At 66.3% G+C, this 13,759-nt stretch carries 12 protein-coding genes; 5 read left to right on the top strand and 7 right to left on the bottom strand.

Annotated elements, in window-relative coordinates; genetic code table 11:
- Positions 1 to 85 precede the first annotated feature (85 nt).
- Together QX010_RS02115 and QX010_RS02110 are read right to left on the bottom strand one after the other, a co-directional pair.
- Positions 86 to 1,879, bottom strand: a complete 1,794-nt coding sequence (locus QX010_RS02115; protein ID WP_316177306.1) for a peptide ABC transporter substrate-binding protein — start codon at positions 1,877 to 1,879, stop codon at positions 86 to 88.
- A gap of 119 nt (positions 1,880 to 1,998) precedes the next feature.
- Positions 1,999 to 2,256, bottom strand: coding sequence for a hypothetical protein (locus QX010_RS02110; protein ID WP_316177305.1), 258 nt, complete (start codon positions 2,254 to 2,256; stop codon positions 1,999 to 2,001).
- A 142-nt stretch (positions 2,257 to 2,398) separates the two neighbouring features.
- Here QX010_RS02110 and QX010_RS02105 point away from each other — a divergent pair, with 142 nt between their 5' ends.
- The gene (locus QX010_RS02105; protein ID WP_316177304.1) at positions 2,399 to 3,907 is read left to right on the top strand and encodes a sensor domain-containing diguanylate cyclase; all 1,509 of its coding nucleotides are present in this window, start codon (positions 2,399 to 2,401) and stop codon (positions 3,905 to 3,907) included.
- A gap of 46 nt (positions 3,908 to 3,953) precedes the next feature.
- Here the strand turns inward: QX010_RS02105 and galU are convergent, their stop codons facing one another.
- Positions 3,954 to 4,835: a UTP--glucose-1-phosphate uridylyltransferase GalU gene (gene galU / locus QX010_RS02100; protein ID WP_315804753.1), complete on the bottom strand. Its 882-nt coding sequence runs from the start codon at positions 4,833 to 4,835 to the stop codon at positions 3,954 to 3,956.
- Positions 4,836 to 5,053: 218 nt separating this feature from the next.
- Here galU and QX010_RS02095 point away from each other — a divergent pair, with 218 nt between their 5' ends.
- Both QX010_RS02095 and QX010_RS02090 read left to right on the top strand, forming a co-directional pair.
- A complete protein-coding gene (locus tag QX010_RS02095) occupies positions 5,054 to 6,448 on the top strand; it encodes a lytic murein transglycosylase (protein WP_316177303.1) in 1,395 nt (464 codons plus the stop codon).
- A 139-nt stretch (positions 6,449 to 6,587) separates the two neighbouring features.
- Positions 6,588 to 8,330 carry a DUF459 domain-containing protein gene (locus tag QX010_RS02090; RefSeq protein ID WP_316177302.1) on the top strand — a complete coding sequence of 581 codons (1,743 nt, stop codon included), beginning with the start codon at positions 6,588 to 6,590 and terminating at the stop codon, positions 8,328 to 8,330.
- Between the two features lie 130 nt (positions 8,331 to 8,460).
- Here QX010_RS02090 and QX010_RS02085 read toward each other — a convergent pair whose 3' ends face one another.
- The 3 genes from QX010_RS02085 to QX010_RS02075 all read right to left on the bottom strand — a co-directional run bounded on the left by QX010_RS02085 (position 8,461) and on the right by QX010_RS02075 (position 10,905).
- Positions 8,461 to 8,832, bottom strand: coding sequence for a CsbD family protein (locus tag QX010_RS02085; RefSeq protein ID WP_316177300.1), 372 nt, complete (start codon positions 8,830 to 8,832; stop codon positions 8,461 to 8,463).
- A gap of 74 nt (positions 8,833 to 8,906) precedes the next feature.
- Positions 8,907 to 9,641 carry an SDR family oxidoreductase gene (locus QX010_RS02080; RefSeq protein WP_315804749.1) on the bottom strand — a complete coding sequence of 245 codons (735 nt, stop codon included), beginning with the start codon at positions 9,639 to 9,641 and terminating at the stop codon, positions 8,907 to 8,909.
- A gap of 121 nt (positions 9,642 to 9,762) precedes the next feature.
- Positions 9,763 to 10,905 carry a PQQ-dependent sugar dehydrogenase gene (locus QX010_RS02075; RefSeq protein ID WP_316177298.1) on the bottom strand — a complete coding sequence of 381 codons (1,143 nt, stop codon included), beginning with the start codon at positions 10,903 to 10,905 and terminating at the stop codon, positions 9,763 to 9,765.
- A 136-nt stretch (positions 10,906 to 11,041) separates the two neighbouring features.
- On the opposite strand from QX010_RS02075, the gene QX010_RS02070 reads away from it, so the two are divergent.
- Positions 11,042 to 11,821: an SDR family NAD(P)-dependent oxidoreductase gene (locus tag QX010_RS02070; RefSeq protein ID WP_316177296.1), complete on the top strand. Its 780-nt coding sequence runs from the start codon at positions 11,042 to 11,044 to the stop codon at positions 11,819 to 11,821.
- 133 nt (positions 11,822 to 11,954) lie between these two features.
- Positions 11,955 to 12,842 (top strand): TauD/TfdA family dioxygenase, encoded by an 888-nt coding sequence (locus tag QX010_RS02065; protein ID WP_316177294.1) that lies wholly within the window; start codon positions 11,955 to 11,957, stop codon positions 12,840 to 12,842.
- Between the two features lie 191 nt (positions 12,843 to 13,033).
- On the opposite strand, the gene QX010_RS02060 is transcribed toward QX010_RS02065, so the two are convergent.
- Positions 13,034 to 13,684 (bottom strand): YqgE/AlgH family protein, encoded by a 651-nt coding sequence (locus QX010_RS02060; protein ID WP_315713870.1) that lies wholly within the window; start codon positions 13,682 to 13,684, stop codon positions 13,034 to 13,036.
- Positions 13,685 to 13,759 lie beyond the last annotated feature (75 nt).

The following is a 13,759-nucleotide window of genomic DNA, read 5'->3' as shown; positions in this document are numbered from 1 at the left end:
CATCCCGGAAAATGGAACTACGTCGTCAACGACGGTCGCCCCGCACCGGGATGGTCTGCTGCGGCATCAACGCCGTAAGGAGTGCTCAGCTCTCGCGATACCAGTTGGGCAGCTGCCAGAGGTCGTTGTCCCACCCCGAGGAATGGGTTTGCAGACCCTTGCGGATGCCGCTGACGCGCGGACGATTGAGCTCCGGCAGCACGTGACGACCGGCGCAGACCGTGTCGTTGAGCTTGATGTAGAGCGCCGCACGCTTCACCGGATCGAGCTCGCGCGTGAGCTCGTTGTAGAGATCGTCATACTCCTTGCTCTGCCAGCGCGAGATGTTGCGACCCTGCCATTTGTTGGCCTTGCTCGCCACTTCCCACGACACGTACTGAGTCATGAAGGCCTGCGGCTCGGGCGACGACATCGTGATCATCAGCATTTCCATGTCGCAATAGAAGTGCGTGTAGGTGTCGGGATTGGCGACGTCGCTGGAGAAGAACACCGAACCCACCACCGACTTCAGCTCGAGCTCGATGCCCGCCTTCTGGCAGGCCTGTTTGACGATCGCCTGGTTCTTTTGCCGCGGCCCGTTGGTGGAGGTCTGGAAGACGAGCTTCAGCGGCTTGCCGTCCTTCTCCCGAATCCCGCTCGTCCCCTTCTTCCAGCCGGCGTTCTCCAGGATCTCGTTCGCCTTGTCGATGTTGAACTCGAAGCGCGTGTTGGGCGAGCGATAGCGCGCGGGATTGTTGACGCAGTTCGCCGTGGCGATGCCGCCGCGGCCATAGACGAATTTCTGGATCGATGCGCGATCGATCAGGAGGTTGATGGCCTCGCGCACCGCCGGGTCCGAGAACAGCGGGTGCTTGGTCTTGAGGCTCGAGCGCTCGCCGTCGACCTCGACATTGGGATCGGTGGCATTGAGCAGGATGAATTCGAGATTGCCGGTCGGCACGATCTCGGCGACCCCGGTCCCGCCGGTCTCCAGCTTGACGAGGATCTCGTCCTCGACCTGCAGATTCCAGGCGTAGTCATATTCGCCGGTCTGCAGCACGGCGCGTGCCGCCGATACCGCGTCGCCGCCGCCCTTGATCTCGAGCGTGTCGAAATGCGGCCGGTTCGGAACGTGGTAGTCGGGATTGAGCCTGCCGGTCAGGATGTCACCCGGCTTGAAGTCGACGAACAGATAGGCGCCGGTGCCGACCGGCTTGAGATTGTTCGGCGCCTCGCGCGACTTGGCGCCGATGTAGTCGCCGAACAGATGCTTCGGAATGATGGCACCGCGGCCGCCGACGAACGGCGTGAACCATTGCGGCGTCGGCTGGCTGAACACGAGGCGAACGGTGTGGTCGTCGATCTTCTCGATCGTCTTGATGTCCTTGTAGTCGCCGATGGTGACCGCGGACGTTTCGGTATTGGTGGCATATTGCCAGTTGAAAATCACATCGTCGGCAGTGAACGGCTGGCCGTCGTGCCACTTCACGCCCTGCTTGAGCTTCCAGATGACCCAGGTGCGGTCGGCCGCGACGGTGCCGTTGGCCACGCCGGGAATCTCGCTCGCCAGCACCGGGACGAGATTGCCGTCGGCGTCCCAGCCGGCCAGCGGCTCGTAGAAGGCGCGCGCGGATTCCTGGTCCTTGGCACCGATGGCGAAATGCGGATTGAGCAGGGTTGGCGCCTGCCAGAACAGGAGCTTCAGCGCGCCGCCGCCACCCGCCTTGGTCGGCTTGTAGGGGAATTCCTGCGCCGCCATTGCCACTCCCGAATGCGCCAGCATCATGCCGGCCAGCGGCGCCGTCAGTCCGGCCGCCAGCATCCGCTGCACGAAGTCGCGGCGCGACAGCCGCCCGTCCTTGACCGCGGCGATCTCGTGGCGCAGGTCCTGCTCGTTCATGTCCGTCTCTCCAGATCCTCGGTCACAATGCGGGCTCGATCGCGCTCTGAAAGCTCAACCACACTGCAGCACCGCCCGGAAAGCAGGATGTAGGCCAATTGCGCGGACACTGATGCAGCTCAGCGCTCCGGCTTCAGCTTGCGGAAGCGGACGCCCTTGCCATCGGGCAGCCGGGTCGCGACATAGCCTGCCGCCAGGCAGGCCTCGCGCTGCGGCATCTTCTCCTGCGGACTCCGCAGGCTGTCCCACCACGAGGCGCGCTGCGCGGCGCGCGGCAGGCCGTCGCCGATCAGCTCCTCGATCTCCTCGAGGCTGAGCACCAGTTCGGGGCGGGTCTGCCGCTTGAGATAGTCTCGAAGCGCATCATAGTCCGGCAAGTCTCGACTCCCTCATACCAGCGCGTGTGCGGCCGCCTTGACGACAGGCGCAGCGAACGCAACCGCTCGTTAACCTAACATGCGTTACTTCGGCCTGATCCGTCAGTCTACGGACGGGGTTTCACGGGGACGGGACGAGCCGATGCGCTGGACACGCCGAGCGGGCCGGGCGACGCAGCCTTGGCGGCTCTCGGCGCGCACGCTGATCACCTGCTCCATCTCGACCATCATCGGTTTCTCCGCCATCTGCGCCAGCGTCATGATCGACCTGCGCCGGAGCGAGGAGGTCCGCGCCCGGCAGGCGCTGGAGAACATGGCCGCCAGCATCGGCGCCGACATCAGCCGCAACGTCGAGCTCTACGATCTCTCGCTGCGGGCCGTGGCCAGCAACATGTTGCTGCCCGAAATCAACGAGGTCAGCAAGCCGGTCCGCCAATTGATCCTGTTCGACCGTTCGTCGACCGCGAAGAATTTCGGCATCATCCAGGTCTTTGACGCCCGCGGGCGGCTGTCGCTCGAATCGTCGACGCTCGACCCGCTGCCGGAGGACCGCAGCGACGCCGATTTCTTCCAGGTGCATCGCGACGGGCCCGACACCGGGCTCTATGTCGGGCGGCCCGCCCAGCATCATGGCCAATATTCCATCGTTCTCAGTCGCCGCATCTCGACGCCGGACGGACGCTTCGCCGGCGTCGTCGCCGGCTCGATCCGCCTCGGCTATTTCCGCGACCTGTTCGCGCGGCTCACGCTCGGAACGGGCGACAACATCACCGTGCTCCGGCGCGACGGCACCGTCATCGTCGGCGCGCCGTTCGATCCTGCCGCGATCGGACGCAACCTGGCGCGGGCGCCGGCCGTGACCCGCGCGCTCACCGAGCCGGCCGGCTGGTCGAGCAGCCATGGCGCGCTCGACGATCTGCCGCGGCTCCTGGTCTGGCGCAACGGCACCGAGCCGCTGGTCGTGATCGCCAGCAAGTCGTGGGACAGCGTCTTCGCCTATTGGCGCAACGAAGCTGCGCAGATCGGCGCGATGATGCTGGCGCTGATCGTGTTCGTGCTGGCTGCGACGCAGGTCGCCGCGCGCGAGATTCAGCTCAGGGCGAAGGTCGAATCCAGGCTGGAGCAGCTTGCCACCACGGATCCACTGACCGGCCTGAAGAATCGGCGCAAGTTCGACGAGACCATCGAGCTCGAATGGCGGCGGGCGCAGCGCGCCGGCGCGCCGCTGGGGCTCTTGATGATCGATGCCGATCACTTCAAGAGCTACAACGACACCCACGGGCACCAGGCCGGCGACCAGGTGCTGGTCGGCATTGCCGTGTGCATTTCCGATTCGGTGCGGCGCGCCGGCGATTGCGCCGCGCGCTATGGCGGCGAGGAGTTCGCGGTGCTGCTGCCGGGGACCTCGGAAGCGGATGCGCTGCGCGTCGCGGAGACGATCCGCAGCAAGGTCAAGCTGTGGGCGGGAGAGGCGTGCACCACCTCGATCAGCATCGGTGCCGCCAGTGTCACGCCGTCGCGCGACACGGATTGGACCGGCCTGCTCAATGCCGCCGACCGCGCCCTCTACATGGCCAAGGCCGCGGGCCGCAACCGCTGCGCCAGCGCAGCGGTGCATAACCCGTCACCCGCGGCCTCGCTGGCGGCGTGATGCCACCAACTGTCTCGAAGGCGCGGCATTTCTCGTCGGCTTGGCCTCAGCCCTTGCCGTCGAGATAGCGCTTCATGTCCTCGCGCAGGCCATCGCGCAGGTCGGGCCGCGCCATGGCGAAGGCGATGTTGGCCTTCAGGAAGCCGGACTTCGAGCCGCAATCGTGCCGCTCGCCGTCGAAATCCACGCCGTAGAATTTCTGCGTCTTGGACAACCCGATCATCGCGTCGGTGAGCTGGATCTCGCCGCCGGCGCCGCGCTCCTGCGTCGCCAGGATCTTGAAGATCTCCGGCTGCAGGATGTAGCGGCCGGTGATCGAGAAGTTCGACGGCGCGGTGCCCTTGGCCGGCTTCTCGACCATGCCGTCGACCTCGAAGATCTTGCCGTCACGCTTGCCGACGCCGCAGATGCCGTATTGATGGGTCTGGTCGGCCGGCACCTCCTGCACCGCGAGCACATTGCTCTTCTCGGGCAGCTTGTTCGCGGCGGCGATCATCTGCGCCAGGCACCCCGGCGCGTTCAGCACCAGTTCGTCCGGCAGCACCACCGCGAACGGCTCGTCGCCGACGATGTCGCGCGCGCACCACACGGCATGGCCGAGCCCGAGCGGGGCCTGCTGGCGGGTGAAGCTGACGGCGCCGGCCTCCGGCTGGTCGCGCGCCAGGATTTCCATCTCGGTCTTCTTGCCGCGCGCCGCGAGCGTCGCGTCGAGCTCGTACATGCGGTCGAAATGATCCTCGATCGCGGTCTTGTTTCGCCCGGTCACGAACACGAAATGCTCGATGCCCGCCTCCTTGGCTTCATCGAAGACGTATTGGATGAGCGGCTTGTCGACGATCGTCAGCATTTCCTTCGGCATCGCCTTGGTGGCGGGAAGGACGCGGGTGCCGAGACCGGCGACCGGAAAAACGGCTTTGCGGATCTTCATGGGGATGACTAGACCTTGTGGCGATATGAATGCGAAATCGATCGCATTTTAGGTAGCTCGTTTGCAGCCGAGAACAAAGGCGGATGTTGGTCCGGTGTTCCGCTCGACATGGACCGAACGGCTAAATTTCGCTGCGGAAATCGTTAACCTTGTTAATCTCCCGTTAAGCAGGACCGGGCCTCGTGGAGGCCGATCTTCCATGCGATCTGGATCGAGACATGATGCGACGGAACGTGATGCTGACAGCTCTGAAGGCGGGTGCCGGCGCGGCGGTTGTGGTCACGGCGTTGACGGTGGTGTCCGGTTCCGCTGTCGCGCAATCCGGCGGCGGGCCGCTGAACTTTCTCGACGGCCTGTTCACGGGCACCTTGACCAAGGGCAACCCCGCCCCCACCCAGCCCCCCGCCGCCGGCGGGCCGCAGCCGTGGAGCGGCGAGGACGGCGCCTCCGGCCATCCGCTGATGACGGCGGCGGCGATCCGCGAGGCCGCCGGCAATTTCGACAATTGCGTCGCCGGCATGTGGCCAGATGCCGCAAGGCGCAACATCACACAGGACAATTTCCAGCGCTTTACCGCCGGCCTGTCGCCGGACCTGCGCATCATGGACCTGCTCGACGCGCAGCCCGAATTCACCAAATCGATCTGGGACTATCTCGACATCCTGGTGAACGACAACCGGCTGGCGAAGGGCCGCGAGGTGCTGGCGAAGTACAAGCCGCAGTTCGATGCGGCCGAGCGCGCCTACGGCGTCGACCGTTACATCGTCGCTTCGATCTGGGGCATCGAGTCCAACTACTCGACCCAGATCGGTGACCGCAGCGTGCTGCAGTCGACCGCGACGCTCGCCTGCATCGGCCGCCGCCAGGCCTATTTCAAGGATGAGTTCCTCTCCGCCCTGGAAATCCTCAATCGCGGCGATCTGCGCCCCGAGCAGCTGCGCGGCTCCTGGGCAGGCGCCTTCGGCCCGACCCAGTTCATGCCGACCGCGTTCAAGCGCTTCGCCGTCGATGCCGATGGTGACGGCCGCCGCGACGTCGTCGACAATCCGGCCGACCTGATCGCCTCGACCGCCAACAATCTGAAGAAGGACGGCTGGCAGAGCGGCCAGAGCTGGGGCTACGAGGTCGTGGTGCCCCAGGGCTTCAACTACATGCTCGCCGACCGCGCCAAGAGCATGAGCTTCCGCCAGTGGGAACAGCTCGGCCTGCGACGGGCCAATGGTCAGCCGTTCCCGACTAGCGCCGAAAAGGCCTATCTGCTGGCGCCGGCCGGCGCCCAGGGCCCCGGCTTCCTGATGCTGCAGAACTTCCGCGTCATCATGAAATACAACCCTGCGGAAGCCTATGCGCTGGCGATCGGACACTTCGCCGACCGCCTGCGCGGCGCGCCGCCGTTCGTTCAGGCCTGGCCGCGCGAGGAGCGAACGCTGTCGCGCGGCGAGCGGCTCGAGCTGCAGCAATTGCTCGCCGAGCGCGGATTTTACCGCGGAACGCCGGACGGCCAGTTCGGTGGCCAGACGCGCGAGGCGCTGCGGAACTTCCAGGCCTCGATCGGGGCGCCGGCGGACGGATTTGCCACCTCGGACGTGCTCGAACGGCTGCGGGCGCGCTGATCGCAGCCCAACCTGCCCTGCCGGTAACCTTCTGGGGTGATTACCGGCGCCGTCAACACCATCCGGTGAATGCCCGTTTGCGGCCTGATTCGCGTCCTATTATATGGATCGTCACGATCACGCCGCGCGACGGGTGCGCATGTCAAAGCTGAAGTCCATCCTCAAGCTGTTGAACGAGCCCGGCCCGCTGGTCGTGCTGGCGGTCGTCATCGCCATGCTCGTCGGCATCGCCGGCCCCGCCTCGGCCCAGTTCTTCAACTTCAACCCGTTCGCTTCGCCCCGCCCGGCCCCGCGCGGCGGTGGAGGTGGCGGAGGCTGGTTCGGCGGCGACTTCTTCGCTCCGTTCCCGCAGCAACAGCCCAAGCGGGTGATCCAGGACTATTCCAAGGCGCCGCCGCCGGAAAAGCGTGACGGCGCGCCGGACCGCTACGTGCTGGTGCTGGGCGACGCCATGGCCGACTGGCTCGCCTATGGCCTGGAAGAGGCCTATGCCGAGCAGCCCGACATGGGCGTGACCCGCAGGATCAGGACCACGTCGGGCCTCATCAAGTACCAGCCCAGGGGCGAGCCGGCCGACTGGGCCGCCGCCGCCAAGGGCATCCTGGCGACCGAGCGCGCCGACGCCATCGTCATCATGCTCGGCCTCAACGACCGCATCTCGCTGCGCGAGCCTGCGGTGGAGAAGACCGAGAAGCCGGACGACAAGAAGGGCGACAAGGCCAAAAAGGATGCCAAGGCCAAGCCCGGCGAGACAAAGCCCGGTGAGGCCAAGCCGGGCGAAGCCAAGCCGGACGGCAAGGCCGACACGGCGGCCAAGCCCGACGACAAGGCTGCCGATACCGATCTGCCGCAGGACGAGGTCGACAACGACACGCCCGCGGTTGCGGCACCGGAGAAGGCCGCCCGCTCGCCGGGCGGCCTCTATGAGTTCCGGGACGAGCGCTGGGTCGAGCTGTATGCGAAGAAGATCGAGGAGATGATCGCGATCGCCAAGAGCAAGGGCGTGCCCGTGCTCTGGGTCGGCCTGCCCGCGGTTCGCGGTCCCAAGGGCACCGCGGACACGCTGTTCCTCGACTCGCTGTATCGCGATGCCGCCGGCAAGGCCGGCATCACCTATGTCGATGTCTGGGACGGCTTCGTCGACGAGTCCGGCCGCTTCCTGCAGAAGGGCCCGGACTTCGAGGGCCAGATCCGCCAGTTGCGCTCCTATGACGGCGTCTATTTCACCAAGCCGGGCGCGCGCAAGCTCGCCCACTATGCCGAGCGAGAGATCAACCGGCTGCTCGCGGCCCGTTCTGCGCCGCTCGAGCTGCCAAACGAGCCGGCGACGCCGGACGCCAATGCCGTGCCCGGCCAGCCGGCGCCGCGGCCGGTCGCCGGCCCGATCCTGCCGCTGGTGGCGTCATCCGTCGGCACCGACCAGTTGCTGGGCGGCCCCGGCTCCCGACCTGCGGCGGTCGACGCGCTGGCGGCCCGAACCCTGGTCAAGGGCGAGGCCCTGAGCCCGCCGGCCGGCCGCGCCGACGATTTCGTCTGGCCCCGCCGCGAGGTCGGCCGCGAACAGGCCAAGGAGCCGCCGAAGGAGCTGACCCGGCCCGAAGCGCCGATGGCAGCGACCACGCCGGCGGAAGCAACGCCGGCCGCGCCGACACCGGCGCCACCGAGACAGAAGCGGCTGACCGCGCCGACGGCCCCCGGCCAGCAGCCGCCAGCCCAGGCACAGCAGCCGAATCAGCCAGGTCAGGGCGTCCGTGAATTCTTCGGCTTCGGCGCGCCTCAGCAGCCGGCACGGCCCCCTGCCGCGCGCAATCCGAACGTGCCGCCGCGGCCGCCAGCATCGGTCGGCCGCTCGGCGGCAGCGCTGGAGTCCCAGGGACGCTGATCGTGGCCGCGCCTGAGCGCCAGGGGTGATCGACGCGATCGTCCGAAACGAAATGCCCACAACAAGATCGGCCCGCATTCGCGGCGAATGCGGGCCGATTGTCATCTGATCGTCAGGGGGACTTACGGATTCAGTAGCGCCAGCGCTGCGGCGGCTGCGGCCGACTCGGCGAGCGCATCAGCATCGCCAGCAGGAAGCCGATGCCGCCGGCGACCAGGAGCGCGCCCATCGGATTGTCCTGAACCCGCTTGGTCAGGGCCTGCGTGCCGTCACGCAGCGTCTCGGAGCCGTTACCGAATTTATCCTTGGCGAAATCCATCGCCGCATCGCCGGCCTCGCGCGCCGCGTCCTTGGCCTGGCCATACATGTTCTGCACGACGCCCGCGGCCTCGCATGCACGGCCCGAGGCCTGCGTGCTCTTGTCGCCCAACATCTCGCCGACGCCGCCCTCGATCTTGCCTGCGACATCCTTGGCCGTACCGGTCAGCCGATCCTGATCCATTGCCGCTCTCCTTCTCTGAACTGTGCGGGATTGCTGGCCTGCTAACCGGCCAGCGCGGCGCAAGTTCCGAACGACTACAAAATCAGGCCGCCGTCGACGACGAGGGTCTGGCCGATGATGTAGGACGACAGTGGCGAGGCCAGGAACAGCGCCGCACCGGCCATGTCCTGCGGCGTCCCCAGCCGCCGCAGCGGGATGCGCTGCAGCGCGCCCTCGAGGCGCTTCGGATTGGCGGTCGTCACTTTGGTCATCTTGGTGTCGACGAGCCCGGGCGCGATCCCGTTGACGCGGATGCCGTCTTCCGCCCACGCCTCAGCCAGGGTTCGCGTCAATCCCATCGCGCCGGTCTTCGAGGCGTTGTAGGCCGGATTGCCCATGGTCGAATGATAGGCCGCAGTCGACGAGACGATGATGAGCGCGCCCCTGGCATCGCGCAGCAGGCCGTGAAATTTCGTCGCACAGGCCATCAGGCTGATGAGGTTGACCTCGACCACCTTGCGGAAGCCCTCCATGGCGAATTCGCCGCGGCGGTACAACACCGCGCCCTGCGCCAGCACCAGCACATCGAGCCGATCGAGCCGCGGCGCGAAGCTTTCGATCGCGCCGGGATCGCTCACATCGAGCTGATGGTAGTTCACCCCTGCGAGATCGGAGCCCTCTCCTTCGGCATAATCGGCAGCGCTCGCCCGCGTGCCGCTGATGTCGACGCGCGCGCCCTGCGCGCGAAACGCCTGCGCGATGCCGTTGCCGATGCCGCTCGATCCGCCGATCACCAGCACCGAACGTCCCGTGAAATCGAGTGCGTTCATCTCCCCACTCCTTCCATTGTTGTTTGTCGGATGGTGTGGGGATCGGCGCAGGCCCTGTCAACGGCATCGCGGCTGTGGCGACACCGGCATCGGCACCTTTCGCATCAATGCTGCTGCGCAGCTAATTCATCGGCGTCAGCCGCAGCAGGCGGCCGGGCGAATCGTCCTCGATCACCCAGACAGCGCCATCCGGCGCCACGGCGACATCTCGGATACGCTCGCCCATGTCCCAGCGCTCGGCCTCGTCAGGCTGACCATCGGGCCGGAAGGCAACGCGGACCAGCGCCTGCGCCCGCAAGCCTCCAATCAATGCCGATCCCTTCCATTGCGGAAACATCGGACCATCATAGAAGACGAGGCCGGCCGGCGCGATCACGGGATCCCAATACAGCGGCGGCGGCGCGAGGTCGGGCCGCGTCGCATGCCGCGGGATCGGCGTGCCGTCGTAGTTGTCGCCGTTGGACACCAGCGGCCAGCCGTAGTTCTTGCCCGGCTCGATCAGGTTCAGCTCGTCGCCGCCGCGCGGTCCCATCTCGTGCAGCCAGAGCTTGCCATCTGATGCGAAGGCGAGCCCGTACGGATTGCGGTGGCCGCTGGTCCACGTCTGGGCCGGCACGCCCTTGTCCTCGGCCATGGGATTGTCCGACGGAGTCGCGCCGTCGAGATTGAGCCTGAGCACTTTTCCGCGCGCCTGCCGTGGATCCTGCGCGCTGTTCGGCTGCATGCGGTCGCCGATGGTCAGGAACAGATGCGTTCCCGACGGATCGAACGCGATGATGCCGCCGGGCTGGCCGCCGCCGCCGGCCGGCGTCTGGCGCCAGATGACGGTGGGGTCGGTCAGCGCGGCGCTGTCGTTTGCGAGCGACAGCACGGCGCGGGTCAGCACGAGCCGGCTGCCCTCGCTGCTCGGCTCGGTATAGGTGAGATAGATCTGCGACGTCGTCGCGAAGCTCGGCGACACCGCAATGTCCAGGAGACCGTTCTGTCCGCGCGCCGCGACGGCGGGCACGTTGCCGATCTGGATCTTCTTTCCACCTTGCGTGACCAGAAAGATCCGGCCGGGCTTCTCCGTGATCAGCATCCGCCCGTCGGGCAGGAAGGCGATGGCCCAGGGCGTATCGAACTCGGCAACGCTCCGCGCCTCGAACGGCCGCACCGCGCTTGCCTTGCGATCGCCGGCGTTGATGCTCTCGGCTCGCGCAGCCGTAGTCGCAACGAGTCCCATCACCAATGCCAAGCGCATGAAGGTCGTGGAGAGCACCATGATCACTCCGGTTTGTTGATCCGTGTCGTCAGCAACGAGAATTCGGCCATGCCGGATCGGTGCCTACCGAATGCGTTCGATCAGTGATAATCTCAACGGCGCGCATGCGATGCGCATTTTTCCGTGAGCCGCAAATATGCACCAGCACAGGCAACTCAGCCGCTCGGTCAAGGGATTGATCGTCCTGATCACCGGCGCAGCGTCGGGGATGGGGCGCGCGACCGCGCGCGTGTTCGCCAATGAAGGCGCCAGGGTCGCAGTCACCGATGTCGATGAGGACGGGGCCCGCGCCGTGGCGGCGGATATCCTGGCCGGCGGCGGAACGGCGCGTGGCTGGCGGCTCGACCTCGCCGACCGCGACGCCATCAGCGCCGTCGTCGGCGACGCTGCCGCGCATTTCGGCGGACTCGACATCGTCGTCAACAATGCCGGCATCTCGGTGCGCGTCGCGATCGACGACGAAGCGTACGACGAGGCCTGGGCCAGAGGGCTTGCCATCATGCTGACGGCGCAGCAGCGCGTCATCCGTGCCGCGCTGCCACATCTGCGCCGCTCGAACAGCCCGCGCATCGTCAACATCGCCTCGACCGAGGCGCTCGGCGCAACTGCGCTGCACAGCGCCTATTCGGCTGCAAAGGCCGGGGTGACCGGATTGACGCGCGCGCTCGCGGTCGAGCTCGGCCGCGATGGCATCACCGTCAACTGCATCTGTCCGGGACCGATCACGACCGCCATGACCGCGCGCATTCCGGACGAGCAGAAGGCGGTCTATGCGCGGCGCCGCACCGCGCTTGGCCGCTATGGTGACCCCGAAGAAGTGGCGCACATGACCTTGAGCCTGAGCCTGCCGGCCGCCTCGTTCCTCACCGGAGCGGTGATCCCGGTGGATGGCGGGCTGATGGCCCGCAATGCGTGATGTCTGCCGCCCCGGCATGACAGCCGTGCACGCGGCGCTCCGCGCCTTGCGTTGACTTCGCACATCGCCGGCGTAGCCTCCATCAGAAGAAGCGGACAGGAGTCCGCCCTCATGAGGACGCGAGGAGGACACCATGGCGATCGCCATCCGACAGCTGCACCCGCATTTCGTCGGCGAAGTGTCCGGTATCGATCTGCGCAAGCCTCTCGCCGGGGACGACGTCGCGCAGCTGCAGGCCGCGATCGATCACTACGCCGTTCTGGTATTTCACGATCAGGACGTCACCGACGCGCAGCAGCTCGGCTTTGCGCTCAGCTTCGGCGAGCGCGAGCAGGCGCGCGGCGGCACCGTCACCAAGAAGGAAGACTACCGCCTAACCACTGGCCTCAACGACGTCTCCAATCTCGGCAAGGATGGCAAGCCGCTGCCACCGGACCATCGCACGCATCTGTTCAATCTCGGCAACTGCCTGTGGCACTCCGACAGCTCGTTCCGGCCGATCCCGGCGAAATACTCGATCCTCTCCGCGCGCATCGTGAACCCGAAGGGCGGCAACACCGAATTCGCCGACATGCGCGCCGCCTATGACGCGCTCGACCAGGAGACCAGGGACGAGATCGAGGATCTCGTCTGCGAACATTCGCTGATGTATTCGCGCGGCGCGCTCGGCTTCCTCGACTACACCGACGAGGAGAAGGAGATGTTCAAGCCGGTCAGGCAGCGACTGGTGCGAACGCATCCCGCGCACGGCCGCAAGTCGCTGTATCTGTCATCGCATGCCGGCGCCATCATCGGCATGAGCATGCCGGAGGGCCGGCTCTTGCTGCGCGACCTCACCGAGCATGCGACACAGCCCGAGTTCGTCTACGTCCACAAATGGCGGCTGCACGACCTGATCATGTGGGACAACAGGCAGACCATGCACCGCGTGCGCCGCTATGACCAGTCGCAGCCGCGCGACATGCGCCGCGCCACGGTCGCCGGCACCGAACCGACGGTGGCGCAGCAGGCGGCGGAGTAGCGCCCTTTCACACACTGTCGTGAGAGATGCCGTCATTGCGAGGAGCGAAGCGACGAAGCAATCCAGAGTCGCGGGCGGGACTCTGGATTGCTTCGCTTCGCTCGCAATGACGGTTGGAGAAACAGGCGATACCTCGATAACGCGCTTCTTCGATCCCGGCGCGCGCCGGACCATCAGCAGGATGATCGCCTCTACGCGTGCCCCGCGGCGTTGGAGAGCATGCCGGGATCGATGCCGATCTTGCGCAGCGCGAGATCGTATTTGGCGTCGACATTGTCGCCGAAGATCAGCTCCGGATCGGCGTCGCAATGCAGCCAGCCATTGTCCTGGATCTCTTCCTCCAACTGGCCGGCGCGCCAGCCGGCATAGCCGAGCGCGAGGATCGCGTGCTTTGGACCGTCACCCTTGGCGATCGCCTTGAGGATGTCGATGGTCGTCGTCAGGCAGACGCCGTCGTTGATCTTCAAGGTCGCGTTGGCGATGAAGTAGTCGCTCGAATGCAGCACGAAGCCGCGGCCGGTATCGACAGGGCCGCCGCTCAGTACCTTCATCGTCTCGGCGCTGTCGGGCAGGCTGATCTGATCGCTCTTCTCGATGATATTCAGTTGCATCAGGAGCTGAGGGAAGTCGATGCTGCCCGCCGGCCGGTTCACCATGATACCCATGGCGCCCTCGGCCGAGTGCGCGCAGAGATAGATCACCGAGCGCTCGAACCGGGAATCGCCCATCACCGGCATTGCAACCAGCAGCTGGCCGTCGAGGTAACCACCGTGAGAGGTGTGATCCCCGATCCCCGTCACTTTGCGGCGAATGTCGCCCAGCCTTTTTGCCTCAGGATTCATCCGCAAGGACTCTCATGATCATCGATATCCTGATATTGGGATGCGCATCTGTCAATCAAGGTTCAGGTCCTCGCG

It is taken from the genome of Bradyrhizobium sp. SZCCHNRI1009, from assembly GCF_032487575.1.
GTDB lineage: Bacteria > Pseudomonadota > Alphaproteobacteria > Rhizobiales > Xanthobacteraceae > Bradyrhizobium.
This window is presented reverse-complemented; position numbering and strand designations above follow the sequence as displayed.